The organism is Robinsoniella sp. RHS, from assembly GCF_001029355.1.
GTDB classification, from domain to species: Bacteria; Bacillota; Clostridia; order Lachnospirales; family Lachnospiraceae; genus Robinsoniella; species Robinsoniella peoriensis.
The window spans coordinates 11723-33687 of sequence record NZ_JNGB01000011.1; the positions used below are offsets into that span (position 1 = coordinate 11723).

The window sequence follows — 21965 nt, forward strand, 5'->3', positions numbered from 1 at the left end:
TAATTTCATTTCTGCTTTACGATTTTACCCGGTTTCGGTTTTAATACGAATATATTATCACGTCCGACATAAAATCTTTGTTAAGGCAGTAAATGATTTTCTTAACAAAGATTTTATGTGTACGTGGTATAATAATGTAAGATCCAGGAGGTGGGCAAATGAGAATTTTAATTGTAGAAGATGAAACAGATTTATGTGACTCCATTGCTGAGGGGCTGCAGATAGATGGCTATGCGGTAGACACGTGCTATGATGGTGAGGAAGCCTATGAACTTATCACAACGGAAACCTATGATCTTGTTGTACTTGATTTAAATCTGCCGGGAATGGACGGCATTGATATACTTTCAAAAGTACGCAGTCAGGATAAAAATATAAAAATCCTGATCTTATCCGCAAGAAGCACCGTCTCTGATAAAGTAACCGGACTGGATTCCGGAGCAAATGATTACCTGGCTAAGCCCTTTGATTTTGAAGAATTAGAAGCAAGAATCCGCTGTTTACTGCGGCGCACCTTTATACAGGAAGACACTATACTCGTCTGGGACAGTATATCTTTGGATACTGTGAGACGTTCTGCATCCGTAAATGGCGAAGAATTGGCCTTGACAAAAAAGGAACTGGCACTGCTTGAATATTTTCTCCTTCATCCAGACAAAGTAATCAGCCAGGAAGAAATGATGGAACATGTCTGGAATATGGAAGCAGACAGCCTGAGTAATGCTGTTCGCGTACATATTGCATCATTAAGAAAAAAATTAAAAGCCGCTCTGTCTTACGACACCATTGCAACTAAAATTGGTGCCGGGTATTATTTAATCGGAGGTAGTAAATAATGTTAAATAAAATATCTATCCGTCTTCGCCTTACGATCCTGAATGTTATTCTGCTTACCATCTGCTGCGTCGTCCTGACCATCATTTTAAACTTTTCGGCAAACCGGATGGCAAATGTAATCGAAGCTACTGTTGTGACTCCCGCAATTCAGGTTGAGCAGGATACGGATTCTGCAAATACGGAACTTAATACGCAGCTCAATCCTGATACTGCTGCTAATAGTACCATGCCTTCTGCTTCAACCCGGAACTCACAGGCAGCACGTCAGATTTTTTTATACCAGAGTATCTTTTATATGATATTGCTGCTGGTTATTGGCGGATTTTTAACCTACTATATTTCCGGCAAAGCCTTAAAGCCACTGCATATACTAAGCAGACAGATGCGAAATTGTACCGTTCATAACCTTTCCGAAGATTTAATGGTACCGGAAACCCATGATGAGATCGCTGATTTAACCCGCTCTTTTAATGAAATGTCGAATAAATTAAATGATGCCTTTGCAATGCAAAAACGCTTTTCCCAAAGTGCGGCGCACGAGCTTCGCACGCCTCTCACCGTACTCAAAACAAAAGTGGACGTATTTAAAAAGAAAAATGACCACACTCCGGAGGAATACAGTAAATTATTATCCATCATATCTGCCCATACAAATCGAATGTCTGATCTGGTAAAAGAGCTCTTAGATCTTACAAATATGGACGCTCTGGTGTGTGATCAAAGAATTGAGGCAAACGAACTGCTGATTGATGCTGCAGAAGAATTGTCTCCGCTGGCAAAGGAAAAAAATATCTATATTACGGTCAGCGGTGAGGCCCCCATCCTAACCGGTAACAAAAACCTGCTGCACAGAGCATTTTATAATGTCATTGAGAATGCTGTAAAATACAACGTTGAAAATGGTATGGTTGAAATTACTATTTCCACCCGGGAGGGAAATACGGCAATCACCATAAAAGATCATGGTATCGGCATCCCAATTGAAATGCAGCCTCTTATTTTTGAACCATTTTTCCGGGTGGATAAATCCCGTTCCAGGAAGATGGGCGGGGCGGGACTTGGTCTCTCCATTGTGAAATCCATTATTGAAAAGCACAACGGCACAATTTCTGTATCAGATCATCAGGGCGGCGGAACTATTTTTGAAATCTTGCTGCCGTACGGCAATGACCAATTATAGCCTCATGCTTTGCTGCTGTGAACGAAGAAACAAAATAAGACGGAGAGATGTTTTGATGAAATACATTTTCTCTTAACACAAATTTTATGTTAGATTTGCTACAATGGCCTCATCAACGAAAAAGTGAGGTATCGAAATGAAAAAAAAATTTGTCATTATAATTTCATCTCTATTGATTCTTTCTCTTGGCGGCTGCAGTTCCAAGCCTTCGGAAGAAAAAATAAAATCTGCTCTGGATGAAGGTACTATTACCGTAGAGGATGCAAAAGAGAAGGGATGGATTGATGATGACTGGATAAAAGCGAATTACGAAACAGTGGAAGCAAAATCAAAAATTTACCTGCTTGATCCCTTTGAAACTACATATCTGGATGGAACACCCGCTTCTTCCAATATCATTGAAGGAGAAACATGCCTGGTCTTTTTTAATACCCAGGGTGAGGAAACGCTGGAAAAACTGCAGGTTTTCAACGATATCTCTGATGAAATGACGACTGACGGCGTTCCTGTTATTGGTATTATCACGGACAAAGACTTCGGCGCGGCAAAAGAGAAACTGGCAGATATAAAGTTCCCCATAATTGTATACAATGATTCCATGCAGCAATCTTTAAAGAGCTATGAAGAACTTATTAACTCTGATCTGGTATCCATATTTACAAAACAAGGTGGCTTTTATACTGCCTGGAACAGTAATCCCGAAGGGGACGAATTACTGTCATTTGCAAGGAAGTTGAAAGATGAAGAGTAAATATACGGTAGGTACCTTATTGCTGGCTATTGTCCTTATCTGTATTGGTGCCTGCCGTGGCGAAGCTTACGAAGTACTCTCAAAGGGAATAAACTTATGTCTGGAGTGTGTGGGTATTGGCTAAGAATAAAAATCGCTGGAAGATACAGGCAGGCGCCACACTGCTGACGAATGCCCACATTACAGGCTTCTTTACCGGTAAAATCTACAAAGGAAATTTAAAGGGGATCTGCGTTCCCGGCCTTAACTGCTATTCCTGTCCCGGAGCAGTAGGTTCCTGCCCAATTGGTTCCCTGCAGGCGGTGATTGGTTCCTCAAAATTCAGATTTTCCTACTACATTGTAGGCCTGCTGATTTTGTTCGGTGTGCTGTTTGGACGATTGGTATGTGGCTTTCTATGTCCTTTTGGCTGGTTTCAGGAGCTGCTTCATAAGATTCCCTCTAAAAAATTCAGCACAAAAAAACTTGCAGCACTAACCTGGCTTAAATATGTTATATTACTGCTGTTTGTCATCATACTGCCCATGACTATCCTAAATGAAGTCGGTATGGGAGATCCCTGGTTCTGCAAGTGGATCTGTCCGGCAGGAATCTTAGAAGGTGCGATTCCTCTCTCTCTCGCAGACAGCGGCATCCGGGCAGCACTTGGTGCCTTATTCACATGGAAAAGCTGTTTGCTGGTTGGAATTATAACTTTATCCATCTTTTTTTACAGACCATTCTGCAAATGGATCTGTCCGCTTGGCGCATTCTATGCCCTGTTTAATAAAATATCCTTCTATAAGTTTCATATTGATCAGGATAAATGTAACAGCTGCGGCGCCTGTACAAAGGTTTGTAAAATGGATGTGGAAGTCTGTAAGACCCCAAACCACCCGGAATGTATCCGCTGCGGTGACTGCATCCGCACATGCCCCCGGAGTGCAATATGTAAAAGTATCAATTTAAGAAAAGAGGACAAGGTTTGAAAATAAATAGAAAAAAATTATTGTGTATTACATTAAGTGCTGTATGCATGCTTTCTTTAGCTGGCTGCGGCAACTCGGATATAGAAGCTTCGAAAGAACCATTTCCTGAATTTGAAGGTGTGGATTTTGAAGGAAATAAAATTACCAATGATATCTTTAAAGACTACGATGCCACCGTCATCAATTTCTGGACAAATGGCTGCGGCAGCTGTATTGCGGAGATGCCGGAATTAGAAGCCTATTTTCAGGATTTCAAAGATATCAACGTTAACCTGATCGGGGTGGCTGCAAGTGCCGGAGAGTCGGACGAATCGAAAGGGACGGCAGAAACAATTCTGAAGGAAAAAGGAGTGACCTATCCAAACCTTATTCCCGATAACGCAAGCAGCTTTTATCAGGATTTTATTGGTGAAATATCCGGATATCCGATGACTTATATCGTGGACAGCGAAGGTAATATGGTCGGTGCTCCGCTGGTTGGGGTTGTGAAAAAGCAGGAAGAGAATTTGATGAAACGGTTAGATAAGATTATTCAGAAATAATGAATTATAAGCTTCGAGATATCTTGATCAATAAAATAGGAACCATTATTTCTGTCCTACAAAACAAATATCATATAATAAATGATCGCATAAAAACATATTCGGGTAAGTACTTGCGAGGCAGTTCTTTCTCATGGTAATTGCTTACAAAGCGAATCTTTCTCATGTCTGAGTGTTGATTAATATAACCTGAAAAAATATCCGGGAAATCTTTAAATAATAAAGAATTTCCGGATATTTTTATATGTGGGTGTGACACACGTTTACCCGAAGCATAAGAATCGATTTCCGGGTTCAAGCCTCAATCCTTAAAACTTCGTCTAATAATCTTACCACTTCTTCCTTTCTATCTCGGGATACCACACAGTAATCATTCAGACAATCCTTTTCATCCATCGTTTTCATTGCATTTCCTTCCTCATCATCTACCAGCACATGATAGTACAGACGCTCCGGATACTTCCCGTACAATGCAAGAAAATCATCTAAATCCCCGATTACCTCAATTCCCTTCCCGGCATTATATATTTTTTCATAGATCTCCATCCAATGCCGTGCGCCTGGCTGTCCTGCGCCGTAGACCCACTGGACCGCATTGATATCTTCTTTTAACAAATAGTCCAGGTGGTTTAGATTTCCAATTCCATCTAAGTGGTATATGGTATTGGTAAAATATTTGCTAAATTTCCGAATATCCGGCAGCCCGAACTCCGCAAACATCTGAGGGCTGATCATATATGCAAAATCGTCCTGCAGGATATAGGACGGATCTTTGCTGTAAAGTCCTCCCCAGTCGCTGTATCCCGGATTTAACGGCTTTAATACGGAATTAAGATCCTCATAGGCTTCCTGAAATGCCTGGTAGACCTCCGTCTGCAGGCGGTGCACTTCCTCCGGCTCATCCATCAGCTGACACATAAGTTCCGTACTGTCCGCGAAGATTGCGGCTACATCCTGGGGCCCGCCCAGATCCGGCATGGACATCAGTACCATCCCGCCCCACTTTTTCTGTCCTGCGCGGTAAATATCCTTGATACGCCTGACCCATTTATTTTCCCTGTCGTATTGTATATGGATATCCTGAATTTCTTTTCTTTCCTCCGGAAAATACCAGACGCTTCCTGTACTGTTATCCATCCTGGCCCCGCAGAATCCCGCCAGTGATCCCGGTCCGAATGCCGCCATGTTCACAAAGGGGAATGCATCCCCTAAAAACTCACTCTGGGATAATTCATAATCCAGGGCATCTATTAATTCTTCTGCACTATATTGAAAATCATGGCATGTTTTCTGGGAAAGCAATGGAACCGGGGGCTTCTCCCGTTCTGGCTCAAAGGCATGTTTTACTGTAACCTTAAACAGCGGCCTGCCTAATTCCCCTTTCCACCATGCACTGTAATTTTTCTCTGTCTCTGACCAGCGTTCTTTGCTGAAATGTATGCTCATTTATAATTCCTTCTTTCCCGGCATTTTCCTTGTTTCTGTGTCTGCAGGCCACATGGGCCTGCAGCTGAACTAAATACTAAAAGTTTATTTTCTTACTGTCAGAATACGAACTATAGATTCTCTTGCTTCCCGCCTTATTGTATCCTCTTACTTTAAACCGGTAGGTTCTGCCCTTTTTCAATCCGGATTTGGTATAGGAAGAAACTTTGGATGTTTTTGTAGCTATCTTCTTATAATCACCTTTATTTGTCTTCATATAGATCACATATCCGTCCGTTCCTGACCTTCTGCTCCAGTTAATGGTGACTTTTCCTTTTCCGTCTTTCTTTACTTTAAGCAGATGAGGTTTTTTCGGTGCCGTTGCCGTGGTCATTACGGATGAGCAGGAGCCATACTTCTTTTCTTTTCCAAGCTGGCTGTATGCCTTTACCTTGTATTTGTAGTCTGATGCTGATTTCAGTCCCGTATCCACATAACTCGTGGATGCTGTAGTCTTTATTTTTGTCCATTTCTTTGCAGTGCTGTTATATCGGTATACAACATAGCCCTTGGCATTCGATGCTTTCTTCCAGCTGATCTGAAGGCTGCCTGACTTATGTCTGGATGCTTTTAATCCGGTTGGCTTTCCTGGTTTCTTCAGGATCAACTTGCTCCACTGTGCATAGACAGTCGTATTTGCGTTTAACCTGCATACTTCGCCTTCCCTGATCTGGGTTCCGCCCGATGCTGCGGTAAACCAGCCCTTGAAGGAATAGCCTTCTCTTGACGGAACCGGAAGCCTGCCATATGCTGCTTCCTTTGTTACCGTAATCGAAGCAGGGCTTACTTTTCCGCCTCTTGGGTCAAATGCTAACTTGTAAGTTGTGATTACTGTCTTTTGCTCAAACTCTGCGGTGACGTTTACGTTCTGTTCCGGCATAACGAAGCTGCTGCCGGTCAGTTTCACATTTCCATTATTGACCTTCAGACTTCCTGCTTTCAAGAAATATCCGTCATTAGGTACAACCGTCAGCGTAATTAATTCTCCAGCTGCCGCTTCCGGTTTGTCTGCTGCAACGTTTCCGTGTTCCATAGCCGGATCTATAATTACTTTAAACGTTTCTGCTGCCAGCTGTTCAAACTCTGCGGTAATAATTACATCCTGTTCCGGCATAAGGAAGCTGTTATCTGTCACTTCCACAGCGCCGTCATTAACCTTCAGGCTTCCTTCTTTCAGCTGATATCCTTCTTCCGGTACAATCGTCAGCGCAACCATTTCTCCCGCTGCTGCTTCTGATTTATCCGCTTCGACTTTTCCGTGTTCCATTGCCGGATCAATTGAAATTGTATGCATCTCTTCTGTCGTCTGTTCAAACTCTGCCGTAATCGTTACATCCTGCCCTGGCATAACAAAGCTGTTATTTGCCACTTCTACGGCACCGTCATTTACTTCCAGGCTTCCCGCTGTCAGCATATATCCTTCTTGCGGAATAATCGACAGTGTAACTGTCTCTCCTTCTGCTGCCTCTGTCTTATCTGCCTCAATTCTTCCGTGTTCCATAGACGGGTCAATCGTAACTGTATGCGTTTCTGCAGACAGCTGTTCAAACTCTGCCGTAATCATTACATCCTGTTCCGGCATAAGGAAGCTGTTATCTGTTACTTCTACTTCACCGCCATTCACTTGCAGACTTCCCTCGGTCAGCAGATATCCCTCTTCCGGTGTAACCGTCAGCGTAACTGTATCTCCTGCTGCTGCCTCTGTCTTATCTGCCTCAATTCTACCGTGTTCCATTGCCGGATCTATGGTGACTGTATGCATTTGTGCAGGCTGCTGTTCAAATTCCGCCGTAACCATTACATCCTGTTCCGGCATGATAAACCTGTTGTCAGTCACTTCCACATCACCATTGTTAACCTTCAGGCTTCCCTCTTTCAGAATATAGCCTTCATCAGGTTCAACGGTCAGGTTTACCTCTTCTCCTGCTTCCGCTTCCGTCTTATCACTCTCAATTTTTCCATTTGTGATATTGGTATCAATTGTAATTTCATAAGATTGTACTGGTACTCTGTTATTCGGCATGAACATACGTATCCAGTGAAAATTGAGCCAGTCGCTCTGTGTAATTGCCAGATCTTGTATTCCCACAGGGCATCCTTCTGATATACTCTGGTCTGTGACTACATAATTCGCCCAGCTTCCGCTGCTGAGTGATACAGAAGAGAACACTTCACCTGCAGCAGATCCGGTATGCAGTTTCAGGATATTTCTGGCATTCGGATAGCTGTATTTTACCTGATATTTTTCTATACCATTTTTAAAGTCCACGTTCTTATAGAGGATATAGGCATCTTTTCCCTGAAATGCCACCCCGCTGACTCCATCAGCAGCTGTAGAACTCTTCTCATCAGCCTCGGCACCTTTCAATTCAACGATAGTTCCGTCATAAACCATTACCGGTTTCTCAGCTTTTATAGAATGATCAGAATTTAATACTGCCTTAATGACAAGATTCGTTTCCTTTTCTTCCGGTATACCAACTGTTAATACTCCGGTTGCCTCATCTATGGAAATGTTGGCAGCATTTCCATCCAGTTCCCAGGTAACTGCCTTTTCTTCTGTCCTGTAACCCAGATCATCCAATGTTAATGCGGTCAATGTATATTCTGTTTCCCCGTCCTGAGGTGCACATACAATATCCTCACCGGTCAGCTCCAGGCTCTGAACACTTGATCCTGCATCCTTTTGTGAAAATTGTAAATTAACCAGATTTAAAGCTCCTGGATTTGCAACAATGTATAAGTCATGGATTCCTTTCACCTGTTCCGGATTTACATCAATCCAGGATTGTCCGGAAATCCCCCATGCTCCTGTAGTTTCGCAATCTACTCTGCCAATCAATGGACCTGTGCTGGAATCCAATCGCAGGTCAATGCTTCCAACCCTTGATAAATTTCCTGTCTCATACACTGCAGTGAACCTTTTTGCCCCTTCTTTGAAATCCACATTCTTAAATGCAACGTAGCTTCCGTTTTTATCCATCCCGGCCTTGGTTCCCTGGTTAACAGCACCATTTCCATAAGTATCTGCCGTTACTGCATCTGCCTTTTCATACAGATCTCTCGTTTGAATAACCGTCTTTTGAACACTTACCTTCACATCCTTAGTCAGATTTTCTCCATTAACTGATGCCTGTATCCGAATCTCAGCTTCACCTTCTGCCTGTGCCTTAAGAAATCCTCTGTCATCAACAGTAACTACTTCTTCGTTGCCGGATTCATAGCTGATATTTATCGGTAATACATAATGTCCTGCCGAGGTCTTAGCCTTCACATCAATCCATGCGGTGTCATTCTTTTCCAGTACCAGGTTCACGTCATCTGCAGTCAATTCCGCTCCCTGTTCTCCTACATAGATTGTATACTGGTCTCTCAGACTTTTTCCTTCTGCCGTTATGACTGCGGTTCCCGGAGCAATTGCTGTGACCAGCCCATTTTCTCCTACCGAGGCAATTGATTCGTCACTGCTGGCAAAGGTTGTCCCTTCCGGATTTTCCACGGAATAGCCTTTTTCGGTTCTCATTGATACCGACATCTGAATCGTTTGACCCGGATTGACTGCCGCAGATGCCTGACCGTTATCTTCAGCCGATATAAATAATGTTTTCGGTGTATCGTTCTTATCACCATAACGGAATTCCGGCAATAATCCAATTCCGCTTGTATCTATTGGAGAAATTCCAATTGCCATTGCCGGTGAGTCTGCTTTTAAGCGGTAATCACGATTTTGGGCATCCACAAACTGCGGATCTTCCATGATACTGTTTTGGTCATATTTATGCTTATTTTTACTGCTTTGCTTCCAGTCTGACAGGCTGAGTTTGCTGCCCAGCACCTCAAATTCCGCCTTGCCCTTTGCATTGAAGTAGAGGTTATTGTCCATAACGCTTAGAGAATCCAGCGCTGCTGTACCCGACACATTATAGGAGCCATCATCAAATTTCAGAAGAACACGATCTCCCTCTCCGTCTTCACTCCACGTACCGTTATTATGCAAAGTTCCGCCTGTATTCGAATAAACAATATTATTTTTGAATGCCATGCCTCCGCTCGGCTCAATATACGGCCCTATATTTGCTGCACCATTATAGGCATATCCAATATCAAACACATTATTTGCCACATAGTTGGAGATACTCTTCATCATCGTTCCCGCGTTAACTGAAACTGCATTTTCATCGTATATAACATTGTTGGTTACCATGGTGTGATGGGTGGCATCGTCCGTAAAAATACTATGTCCCCTCCAGCCGGTAGTCGCTACCCCACGGTATGCATTATAGATAATATTGTGGTCGATCCAGTTGTCCCGTCCGGTTCCCCAGCCTTCAATTCCCCCGCCGTCACCGGAACGGATACCGGTATTGAATATGGTATTGTACCCGATATAATTATTCATTGTCTGGTTATATTTCCAATGATCTTCAAACGGTACATCTACACCGATTGCAGAAAAGACACCATACCTTACACCCTTCATGGAAATTCCATAACGTGGAACTTCTGAAATATTATTATGCGTAATCGTATTATCTCCGCTGTTCATGAGATAAATCCCAGATCCATGGCTGACGAATTTCCCTGCATCTTTAATTCTATTGTTGGTAACCGTATTGTTCTTGTTGATATAATTTAAGCTTCCGGGATTTTCTCCTATCATGAAAATTCCCGCATATCCGGTATTCTGGATATCATTTCCGGAGATTGTATTTTCCTGACTGTAATGGTTCATCACTACCGCCATATATCCGGCATTCTTCAGAATACAATTGCTTACGGTAACGTTGGATGTATTGTCCAAATCAACAATACCTTTCAGGTTGCTCTCATATTCCTCCGTCTTGTCACCTTTGCGACCCGCATGTGCCAGCAGATTTTCCCCGAATCCATTCATTTCCAGCTGCAATCCGTCAATTGTAATATTCCGGACCAGATTTTCATTTGTTCCCTGCAGATAAAAAATTCTGTCTGTGGACGGTGCAATGATTTCACTGTTTTCCGGCAACGTTCCATCTAACGGTTTGTAGTAAAGCGTGCTGCCTGCAATCGCCCATTCACCCGGCTCATTGATATATTCCTTTGCACCCTGCAGATACTGCACTCCTCCGGAGAATTGCCCCCCTGGAAAATCGGTTGCCAGATTGCTGCCATTTACTGAAGTTACTTTCAGCACTTCGCCAAACCAGCTGGTAGCACCTCCTAATACAGCCTGCATATGTGACTGATCCTCAACCTTAACATTCTGCCACTTCACTTCTTTGGCATTTGGCAGGCGTTCTCCATTTGCAAACAGAGAATAAAATCCTTCCCGACCTGTAATATCAGCTTCATAAATGCCGTCCCCGTCTTTATCTGTCCATCCGGTAACGGGAGAACCTCCTACAACGCGTACTTCTTCCTCTTCATAATTTTTATAGGTAATTCGATAAGTATCATCACAATCCTCCGGACCGATATGAACAGCATCCTTTAGATAATAGTTTCCGCCTCTCAGGATTACCTGCACATCACTGTCCAATCCTTTTGCCACCAGATTGTGCACGGCCTCCTGTGCCATAGCCAATGACTGATAAGGCGCTTCAAAAGAGCCATTGCCCGAGTCATCGGAACCATCCGGTGATACATAGATCCGGTTTCCATCTGCTGCTGCTAATCGGAATGAAGCAGTGACCGTTACATCTTCACCCGGCATAGTGAACAAGGTATCTGTAAGCTGTTTACCGTTTACTTTCAGTGATCCCTCTTCATATGTATAGCCTTTATCCGGCTTCACGGTAAGGAATATCGGTTTTCCCTGGGCAGCCTGGCTTTGATCTGCGGTAACAGTTCCGCCTTTCATAGATTCATCCACATGGATCTTATATTGCTTTGGCTGAGAAACTCTCACATTATCAACGGATATATAATCCTTGCCATACCCGAATCCGATACCTCCATAGGTAAGAGATTCATCCTCAATTTCTGCAAACAAGCTTCCGTTCAGATAAATACGAAGTGATTTTCCCACACTTTCCGCCCGCATACGGTAAAGCGTTCCTGGTACCGGATTTTCCTTCATTTTTACAGCTGCAAGCTGCGTCCAGTAATTACCATCCGCCTTCTGAAGTTCCATCTGCTTTTGTCCATTTGAACGAATCAAAAATTGATAGAATTTTCTTCCCTTTTCCGTGGATGCACGTGTGATTAACCCGAATGCTGAATAGTTCTCTGCACCCGGCTGCAGATCTTTGAATGTAATGTCCGCTTCTACTGCATAATCGTCCCAATCCTTATTATTAAGTCCTACATAATATTCACGCCAGCTGCCGGAAGGTTCCCATTTTCCATCCTTTACAACAGCATCCGCAGGATTTAAATTTGTCTGCTTTCCGGACTGATCCGTCCACCGGTCACTAATGGTTTCATTTTCAAAATCATCACTGAACAGCATATTCAGTTCCCGCGTGTTAATTTTCAATTCTTCACTGCGCGGACCTTCTCCGGAAGCATTTACTCCCGCTATCTGGTATGTATAAGTTGTTTTCTCTTTTATCTGGCTGTCAAGGAAGCCCTTGCCTTCCACATTTTCTCCTATCAGTGTATAGTCTGCTTCACCCTCCGCTTTCCGATATACATTTACCCTGTTCTTTGCCACAGGAGTCCACTGTACAAGAACGGCATCAATATCATTTGTCAGCTTTGCATTACGAAGCACTTCATCCGGGGCTGATTGTTTTGCCGTCTTAAATGAAACAACATCACTCACCTGGGGAGTGCCTAAATATTCTCTGGTCGTCACACGGACATAATATGAAGAATCATACTCCAGCTTATCCGTAGTGGCAACGCTTAGGCGGGTTTCGATTGTCTCTGCAATATTTTTAAATGCTTCATCTGTGGCGATTTCTATCTTATAGAGAGAAGCATTTTCACAGTGATTCAAAACGATTGTGGTTGGAATTTTAGCATTTTCACTGCCATTTTCCGGGCTGAGAATTGCAGGCTTTTTCGTTTCTGCCAGCTTATATCCCCCCATAGCATCCTGCACGTTATCCAATACTTTTTCCTTTTGCACATCATATCCTGCGGGAACCTGAGGGAATTTAGCGTAGACATTATCAACGCGCCTGTTTGAATACGGTGCAAAGGATTTATCAATCGTTGCATTAAAGTTGCCTGTACAGAGATTATTCTGTAACGTAAACCCGATTGCCCGGTCATCCATGTACTGCCAGAATACCCATGTTCTGGAGCCCTCCAATTGTTCCTTCAGTACATTATAGGCATACACATTCCCCAGTCCGCAATACCAGGAATATAATGCACCTCCGTCATCCATGGACTGTGAATAATCTTCTAAGATATTATATTCAGCCACATTTCTTTCCGAATGCTGATATTTTTGTGCCAGATTTCCAATGGAAAAATATTCTCCGTTACTACCGTCCAGCTCGCTTTGGGGCAGCTGGTTCAGATCTTCAAACCGAATGCCGTACTGGCTGCTCTGTCTGCCGAACATATCATAAGCTGCACGTGTATCCGGTTTTGTCCTGCTGATTGAGTTTTCATCAGTTCCCACAATGGAAATACCCGCATAGGGAGCCCCTGCAATATAATTGAATGCCATCGTGTTCGTGCCGCTTCCAAAAACACCTAATCCGGGTGCATGCTGATACGGCGCCACACCCATGTTATAAATAGAGTTGTACATCACGATATTATTATAGTTTACATCAACAGTTCCTACCCCGTATCCATAGAGCTGCACACCGCCGCTTCCCAGATCGTGCATCTGATTATGAAGGATTTCGTTATTCTGACCGTAGTGGTTCACGGTAATGCCATAGCTTCCTGAATGCCGTATTTCATTATTGATTAAACGGCAGTTTCTGGTTCCGTCAAAGTAAATGGCAGCATCCGGGTTCTCTGCATTTCGGATGATCCAGTCTTCTGGAAATTCATTCTCCGGCAGACGGTCTGTATACTGGAACGTAATTCCGTCAAAGGTCAGATACTCTACCATATTTTTGAAATCTTCATCAATGCCGTCACCCTGAAGACGCAGAAGCTCATAGGGTTTTGGAGCTGCAATTTCATCCGTATTAATTGTTTCCTCATTCTTAGGCCAATAATAGACCTTTCCCGCCTGGCTGTCGATACACCACTCACCGGGCTGATCCAGATATTTCAGAGTATTGATGATATTGTAATAGCCCTCACCAGTACCAAAATGGTCCGGCCAGAAATTGGAGGGGATCTGGGATTGGAGATATGCCGTATTATTACTGGAATCTATGTGCTTTACAAGGGGAATCGTATTCCAGTACATAACAGGAAGCAGAACCACTTCTACATCCTCATTTCCGTCAAGGCCATCCAGCTCACCGTCCCCAAATACAACCCGTGCGCCTTTATCAGGATCATAACTAAGTGGTGCCCGTCCGTAAAACACAGGCCAGTCCCGCCACTTATCCGTATTGAAGCTGCGCGATACCTGCTGACGCTCTCCATTTACATACAAATCATGGAAACGCCAGCCCTGATCTACATCAGCCACATACAGCTTTCCTTCTGCCGCCAGATTCATGCCCTCCACGTCTTCAGCTTTTCCCCAGCCTGTAATTGGTACCTCGCCGGTAATGACCGCTTTCCCTTCGTTTCTGGCTTTATATACAATCGGATTCTCCTGTGTACCGCTGTCCTGTGGTGTGAATACAATTGTCTCCTGTTCATAATACTTCCCGTCTTCTAACAGGACTGTGATTCCGCCATCCGGAAGTTGATCCAGTCCACGAATCGTGTCTCTGGCTGCCTGGATTGTCTGAAAAGGCTGTGCTTCCGTACCCGGATTGTTGTCAGAGCCTTGTGGTGACACATAATAAAATGTCTCACATTCTTTGCTTTGATAAACTGTTACCTTGCATTGCGCCGTTTTTCCGGCATAATCTTTATGTACTGCCTTTATAATTGCCTCACCAGGTTTGACCGGGGTTACGCGGCCTTCTCCATCAACAGCTGCAATGGACTCATCAGAGCTGCTCCACGTAATCTTTCCGGTACCGCTGGGTTCCGTGTAATATCCCGTTGTCAGATATAAAGGCAATGGATAACCGCTTTCCATATTTATACTGATTTCCTGATAATTTAGCAGGAATCGGTCTGCTACAGCCACAGATTCTGCTGCTGTATTCGTAACCGCCGTCGTTTCCGGGACTTCTGTCGTTTCCGTAACTGCCGTCGTTTCCGGGATTTCTGTAGTATCCGGGACTTCCGTCGTTTCCGGGACTTCTGTAGTTTCCGAGACTTCCGTCGTTTCCGGGACTTCTGTAGTTTCCGAGACTTCCGTCGTTTCCGAAGCTTCCGTCGTTTCCGGAGCTGCTGCATAAGACGTTAACGGATTTAAAACCATAAATACTGATAATACAAGTGCTATCACTCTCTTTTTCATCCTGGGTTTCCTCCATATTATATAGTGTTTTACTGCTTTCGTAACCTTAGTAACTTACCGTGCTAAGCGTTCCGTTAAAACCAATAAATTACTCACCTCACTCCAACAGCTCCCATTAAAGACACCCCCCACACATCTGTCCGTTTCCCAATCGGACATATTCACACGCTCGCAGATAAATCCTGCCGGAAGTTTCTCCCGGGGTACCGTTACATGATTCAGCCCTTTGGAAGTTGCATCTTTCGGAACGTCCCAGGAATAAATAGGTCTTTTATCCGTAGACATATACTGGCTGATTGTAATGGTAATTTCCTCATATAGCCGGCGATAGCCTTCTTCTTTTGTCCAATCATAGAGCTTTTTAAGGCTGCCCCCCGATAAGGTACAGATTCCCGGTGCAGAATGCTTATTCTGTACATTGGCAAAGACTGTGCCGATTGTCTTCATCTCCAGTCTGTTAAATTCACTGGCCGGCGGAAATTCATAATTATAAGCAGCTACCCAGCTGCTGCACAGATGCGCCGCTGTCTTTGCATAAGAGAGCCATTCGGGCTTTAATGTAACCCGGTACAATTCTGTATAACTTTCCAGAAGCGCAAAGGCACTCTCACTGTCGGGACATTGTAAAATCTCATTTGGTCCTCCGGTTGTGTATCCTCTTTCTACAAAGTTATGATAGAAAAAAGCTGCGATTTCTTCCGCCGCATCGAGATATTTCCGGTCACCAAAATATTCATATGCAGACACCAGACCAGCCGGAACAATGCCTCCTGCTGCGGATCCCCCCACCAGGATTTCACCTGTCACCGCATTTACAAATTGTCCCAACTGCCCATAGGTATTCCATAATTTTACAAATGCATCAGCACATCCCTTTGTGCCTTTTCTCATACTTTCCGGCACCTCTTTCATAAGCGCAAAGTGCTGAAAGAGAAAATAAAGTGCATCACCGCTGTCCCGGACAGAACTGAACTCCCTCAGTCCGTCTGTTTCTTCGTATTTTTTTTCCTTTATTACTTCGCCCTTTGCATTACTCCCGGAATAGAATATGCCGCTTTCTCCCTGCAGACGGAATAAATGCGCGAGCGTTTTGATACTCCTTTCGTATTCCGTTTTTCCCCCAAGCTTCATGAGAGCGTAACTGGAGATACCGCCGCCTACCCAGCCTGTCTCCCAGGCATTTCCTTCACTTCCTGTAGTAGTGCTCCCGTAAAACTGACCTTCTTCAAACCAGTTCATGCTGTTATGCTTTTCTAATTGAATCTGTCTCAGTTCTTCCCAGGAAGGTTCGTCCGGCAGTTCATCATTCAGTTTCATTAGCTTTCTGTTCCGGAAGAAAATCTCGTAGAACTCTGCTATTGATTTGCAGGGCACTTCTAATTTCTGAAATGGGATTTCAGCCTCTTCATCCACATATTTTTCATCATTTTTAACCATATGCGGCCATCGGTATATCATCTCGCGATATGCCGGCCAGGTTAAAGTGACACACCCTTTTTCATAGGCAAGACCTATATTTCTGCCTTTGATCTGCTGAATGGTAAATACAAAAACAGCCTTTTTTTCCGCCTGCACAAAGATTCCAACGCAGGGCACAGATACATCTCCCGTGGTTACTTCTATCCTGCCGCTTCCATCCTTATTCAAACGCGGCACATCCGTGATTATGGTATTTAGATTCACCCCCATTTCTTCCGGCTCTAATAGCGGAGGATATTCTTTTGGCAGAACGTCAAATTGATTCCCTTTGTACGCACAGGCGGGGAAAAGTATATATTCCTTACCGGTACAGTTTTCTATGTTAATTTGTATTCTGGACATTTTCTTTTTTCCTTTCTGAATTCTTCGCCAAGCAGTCTGAAAATCATCATAATTTTGCAATGACACGGTTTTGTGCTTCTTCATACATTGCAATAATATTCTCAATTTTTGTATCAAATTGAATATTATGTGTAGGTGCCAGGATGTATCCGCCATTTTCCCCAAGCACCTTTATGCTGTTTCTCACATTTTTCCGAAGCTCAGGTATCGTATAGTAAGGAAGTACCTGCTGTACATCAATTCCGCCATGAAAGGTTAATTGATTTCCAAATCTTCTTTTTATCACTTCAATATCCATATTTTTTGCACTCACCTGAATGGGATCTAAGATGGTTACGCCAACATCCACCAGTTCCGGAATTAATTCCTGGATACTCCCGCAGCTATGGAAAAAAATCTCTACATCGAAGTTTTTCCTGATCTCTCTATAAAATTTTACATAGAGATCTTTAAAAAACTTACGGAACATCTCTTTGGAGATCAGCAGCCCCGCCTGAGAACCATAGTCCCCGCCCCCATCCAGCTCATGAATTTTTCCTTTTCCCGCTTCCAGTGTCTTCAGGGCATGTTCCAGACGGATTTCATTGTGCTTTTCGATCATTGCCACGGCAAGTTCTTCATCTGCAATCAAGTCACAGAGAAACTTCTCATCCCCTGCCCACATAGTGAGATGCTGCAGGCCTGACGGATCTCCGTGAGTCTTAATCCATCGCCGGCCGTTTTCATTGATGCGGTCAATGTCCTCTTCGATATTGGAAAAATCCCACCATTCCATTTTCCCATCCCATCCGGTTCTTCCTTCCAGGTCTCCGATCTCTTCGATATCACCCCAGGGATGATATGCAATCGCTGTCGTATAGTCTCCTGCATCATTATAGATCTTCCGGTTTCTGGGTCCTCCGCTTACAATAATTTCTTCATATCCATGCTCATCAGTTAAAAGCTCAGGTCCAATGTATCTGGGACCGACCGAACGTAAATCAATATCTAAAATATCCAGCACTGCATCTCTGGTATTCACTTTGAAATATTCCTTCATCCGGTCCCATACTATATCCTCCGCAATGAAATCACAGGGCACGCGGTCTGCCGGCTGATGCAGAATGATATTTTTCACCCGCTCATAGCTATTCATATTTATACCCAACGCATATTGCAGGCTTGCCTGCAATACTGCCACAATAAAACAGGTTGAAAGAATCACACCGTGGCATCCTTTCTATATCATAATTTTCTTTCAACCTTATACCCATCGCATATTGCAGGCTTGCCTGCAATACTGCCACAATAAAACAGGTTGAAAGAATCACACCATGGCATCCTTTCTATATTATAATTTTCTTTCAACCTTGATTCCTTCCTCTCCTGCTCCATGTCGTTTGAACAGTTCACACATATACTTTACACTTTCCTCTGGAAGACAGATGGATTCCGGCTGTGGATAAGTTTTTGCCATAAATCCACCTTTTTCGCTGCCCAGCAGATGGATTAATTTCTGCACACTCTCTTCGATTTGCTCCTTTGAACCATCTGGCAATATTGTCTGGATATCACATGGGCAGAAAAAGCAGATTCTTCCTCTGTATTTTTCACTCAAGTTTTCGATTCCCATATTGTCCTGCTGGTCTATTTGAACCACATCTACTCCGATTTCAATAAAATCTTCAATGAGATCCATAATATATCCACAGGAATGGATAAAGAAATGCATACCATACTGATGTAGCTTTTCTATAATCTTTTTATATGCCGGCTTAAAGATCTGCCTCCATAAAACCGGGCTGATGATCAGTCGATCCTGTACACCCAGATCCTCAATCGCAATCATTCCGTCCACACCGCGATCATGCATACAATCCACAACACGAAGGCAGCTTCCGGTCAGCTCTGCGATTAAGTATTCAATCTCATCCGGGCTGTCTATAAACTCATACATCAGATTTTCAAATCCAACCAGATCCAGCATTTGCAGAAACAGAAAATGTGGAAACATACCCAGAATATATTTTTCTTCATTCTGGTTTACAGCCTTCTCAAGCTCCGCGTACCGTTCTTCTTTTGTAAAATCGGGAATCTGATATTCGTATACCTTTGAGATGTCCGATAATGGAAAATCAACCGCTTCTCCCAACTCTGTATGTATCGTCTCGTACACTATACCCCATTCCGTTTCCCAGCTTTTTCTCCCTGAGGCAGATTCAGCAGCATGTTGATATTGATTAACAAATACCCATTCAAAGTCATCACCGTACTTTTCCGGTATTGCTGGGGTCCGGTTAGAATCAAAATTATAAGGAATTCGATCGGGACATGAAAATTCTATTGCTTTTATCACTCTCTCCTTTGAAGTCATGATGTCACCTCTTTGTTTTTTATGAATAATGCCCACCAAAGAGATGGGCATTATTATGATAACTTCATATCCTTTTTATTTCGCTGCTTTCCATGCATCAATCTGTGTCTGCATTTCATCAATAATTTTCTGGGATCCTGCTTTTTCTAACTTGTCCAGGAATTCAGGCATCTTTTCCTCCGGATCAACTGCACCGGTATCCAGCATCAGCAGATACTCCGTAACAATTGCACTGGTGCTTGCAATTTCTGTCTGAACCTTTTCCGGATCAAATACAAATCCTAATGCTTCAGATGGAATTGCTGCTTCATTCAATGCTTTCGTTTCTTCCCAGACGCCATCTTCCTGACCTTCTCTAAGATATCCGTTAAACTGATTTCCAAAGGTCCAGTCTACGTTAGGATTATAGCCTGAATTTTCGATTGGCTTTACATGTCCATCTTCTGTTTTTGTATAATGTGTTCCCTCAATACCAAAGCAGAGTAAGTTATAGAGAACCGGATCTGTATTTACTAATTCCAGTAATTTAACCGCTTCTACCGGGTGCTTGGATGTTCTGCTCACAGCGATCATAGTTGCATTAATGCCGCTGGTCTTTAAAATGGAATCCGATATACGGAATTGTTCCACGTCCTTATTACCAAAATCTGCTTTTTGTACAGGCGTTTCTCCGGGCTTAAGGGTTCCAGCCATAATAGCTGCATACTTACCTGCTTTTTGTTCTGCTTTATAATCGGTAATCGTAGCTGCATCCGGTCTGAAATATCCTTTCTGATTCCATTCTCTCATCAATTTGAAATGTTCCATAACCTCCGGCAGCGCAAACTGATTCACCACTTTTAATTCTTTGTCATCATATTTAACTGCTCCCGGAACATTCATGCCGGATAACTCGTCAAGTCCTAATGCTGCCGCTGTGAACCCATATATACTTTGTTTTGAATTAATCATCGGGAATACATCCGGATTATCCTTTTTAATGCTTTCAAAAATAGGATCCAAATCTTTCAGTGATTTTACGCTGCTGATATCAACGCCGCTTTTATCCACATAATCCTTTACGATGTAACCGCCATTAGTCATTGCCCAGATCTGGTAATTGGGAATTGCATACAATTTCCCGCCAACCGTTGCCGCAGCAAATCCTGACTCCGGCATAATTTCTTTTAATTTTGGTGCTTCTTTCTCTACGATTTCACCGATATCTAAAAATGCATTTTTATTTACATTATTATAGAAGTTATTGCACCAGTTTGATGTAAAGCAAAGATCAAATTCTTCCTGGGATGAGATCACCATCTGCATTTTCTGATCAAAGCTTCCGAAATCTGTGGATATAAATTTAACCTGTACATTTAATTTATCCTTTAAATATTCATTAACCGCATTCTGGACAGATTCCTGATCTGCCTGAATCTCCGACATAGGGGCATACCATTTTATCTCTGCCACATCTCCTGACGCCGACTGGGATTCTTCGCCGTCAGCCGCTGCTGATTCTTCACCTGCTTTTGTCTCTCCTGTCTCCGCTTTCGTTTCTGTCCCTGCCTTCGTCTCCTCATTTGACGTATTTGCAGAACATCCTGCCAACGCCGTAACACTCATTGCCGCCGCCAATAAAAGTGCCATTGCTCTTCTTCTTTTCATTTCTAAATCCTCCTTATTTTGCTTTCTATATTGTATATCATTATACAATCATCCCTTGACCGCACCAACTGTTAATCCTTTTACAAAATGTTTTTGGAAAAAAGGAAATACAAATAACATGGGCGCTACTGCTAAAACGCATAATGCCATTCTGGCTGTCTCATTTGGTAACTTAGATACGTCAATTCCAAGATTTCCTGCCTGCAGGGAGGATGCCAGGAATTGTATATTATTCATGATTCTATATAAGTAATACTGCAGCGGAATCAGCTTCTGATTATCTATGTATAACATTGCAAGCCACCAATCATTCCAGTACATAAAAGCTCCAAATAAACCAACGGTTGCCAGTGCCGGTTTTGATATGGGCATAATGATTTTAAAGAAAATGCCAACCTCACTGGAACCATCCAATTTTGCTGCTTCAATCAGAGACACCGGTGTGTCATTTAAGAATCCCCTCATCAGCATCACATGCCATGGAACAATAATATAGGGCAGTATTAAGGCGAATATCGTATCTTTCAGATGGTAATACCGGGTAATCGTAATATATGCCGGAACCATACCCGCATTAAACAGCAATGTGAATACTACCAGAAAGGAAATAATCTTAGATCCCGAAAAATCCCTTCTTGACATTACATAACCTAACATTGCGGTAAAAAGCAAACTTGTTCCCCCTCCTGCTATCGTAACCAGAATCGAAATTCCATATGAATTTAAAATCTGTCCGGGGCTTTTCAGAACAAACTCATAAGCATCCAGCGACCAGTCGCTGGGAATAAGCGAATATCCGTGCTGTGCCAATGATGCCTCACTTGTAAATGACGCCGACACAATATACAATATCGGAACAACACAGCAGATAGAAAGTATACTGAAAATAATTATGCTGACCACGTCTGAAGCCGAATACTTCTTTCTTTTTTCTGTAACCATAGTAACCTCCCC

13 protein-coding genes are annotated in these 21965 nt (G+C 43.0%); 6 read left to right on the plus strand and 7 right to left on the minus strand.

Annotated elements, in window-relative coordinates:
- Window positions 1–158: 158 nt before the first annotated feature.
- The 6 genes from RHS_RS05500 (at window position 159) to RHS_RS05520 (ending at window position 4278) form a co-directional block, all read left to right on the plus strand.
- Complete coding sequence (locus RHS_RS05500) at window positions 159–836, plus strand: response regulator transcription factor (RefSeq protein ID WP_027292546.1); 678 nt, start codon at window positions 159–161, stop codon at window positions 834–836.
- Window positions 836–2017, plus strand: coding sequence for a cell wall metabolism sensor histidine kinase WalK (locus RHS_RS05505; protein ID WP_047832562.1), 1182 nt, complete (start codon window positions 836–838; stop codon window positions 2015–2017). The genes RHS_RS05500 and RHS_RS05505 overlap by 1 nt, the downstream gene beginning before the upstream one ends.
- 136 nt (window positions 2018–2153) lie before the next feature.
- Window positions 2154–2768 carry a hypothetical protein gene (locus tag RHS_RS05510; RefSeq protein ID WP_395021448.1) on the plus strand — a complete coding sequence of 205 codons (615 nt, stop codon included), beginning with the start codon at window positions 2154–2156 and terminating at the stop codon, window positions 2766–2768.
- A complete protein-coding gene (locus RHS_RS30245; protein ID WP_255348059.1) occupies window positions 2758–2892 on the plus strand; it encodes a CD1871A family CXXC motif-containing protein in 135 nt (44 codons plus the stop codon). The genes RHS_RS05510 and RHS_RS30245 overlap by 11 nt, the downstream gene beginning before the upstream one ends.
- Entirely contained in the window at window positions 2885–3736 is an 852-nt protein-coding gene (locus RHS_RS05515; RefSeq protein WP_047832564.1) for a 4Fe-4S binding protein, read from the plus strand. Before RHS_RS30245 ends, RHS_RS05515 begins: the two co-directional genes overlap by 8 nt.
- Window positions 3733–4278, plus strand: a complete 546-nt coding sequence (locus RHS_RS05520; protein WP_027292542.1) for a TlpA disulfide reductase family protein — start codon at window positions 3733–3735, stop codon at window positions 4276–4278. The genes RHS_RS05515 and RHS_RS05520 overlap by 4 nt, the downstream gene beginning before the upstream one ends.
- 294 nt (window positions 4279–4572) lie before the next feature.
- Here the strand turns inward: RHS_RS05520 and RHS_RS05525 are convergent, their stop codons facing one another.
- The 7 genes from RHS_RS05525 to RHS_RS05555 form a co-directional block, all read right to left on the minus strand.
- Window positions 4573–5724, minus strand: a complete 1152-nt coding sequence (locus RHS_RS05525) for a hypothetical protein (protein WP_047832565.1) — start codon at window positions 5722–5724, stop codon at window positions 4573–4575.
- A 76-nt stretch (window positions 5725–5800) separates the two neighbouring features.
- On the minus strand, window positions 5801–15190 hold the full coding sequence (locus RHS_RS05530) for an Ig-like domain-containing protein (protein WP_047832566.1): 9390 nt from the start codon (window positions 15188–15190) through the stop codon (window positions 5801–5803).
- 54 nt (window positions 15191–15244) lie between these two features.
- The gene (locus tag RHS_RS30250; RefSeq protein ID WP_395021452.1) at window positions 15245–17011 is read right to left on the minus strand and encodes a hypothetical protein; all 1767 of its coding nucleotides are present in this window, start codon (window positions 17009–17011) and stop codon (window positions 15245–15247) included.
- Between the two features lie 46 nt (window positions 17012–17057).
- Window positions 17058–18215 carry a uroporphyrinogen decarboxylase family protein gene (locus tag RHS_RS05540; RefSeq protein WP_047832567.1) on the minus strand — a complete coding sequence of 386 codons (1158 nt, stop codon included), beginning with the start codon at window positions 18213–18215 and terminating at the stop codon, window positions 17058–17060.
- A gap of 126 nt (window positions 18216–18341) precedes the next feature.
- Window positions 18342–19364, minus strand: a complete 1023-nt coding sequence (locus tag RHS_RS05545) for a uroporphyrinogen decarboxylase family protein (RefSeq protein WP_047832568.1) — start codon at window positions 19362–19364, stop codon at window positions 18342–18344.
- A gap of 75 nt (window positions 19365–19439) precedes the next feature.
- Entirely contained in the window at window positions 19440–21011 is a 1572-nt protein-coding gene (locus RHS_RS05550; RefSeq protein ID WP_047832569.1) for an extracellular solute-binding protein, read from the minus strand.
- Window positions 21012–21059: 48 nt separating this feature from the next.
- Window positions 21060–21953, minus strand: coding sequence for a carbohydrate ABC transporter permease (locus RHS_RS05555; RefSeq protein ID WP_027292536.1), 894 nt, complete (start codon window positions 21951–21953; stop codon window positions 21060–21062).
- Between the last annotated feature and the right edge of the window lie 12 nt (window positions 21954–21965).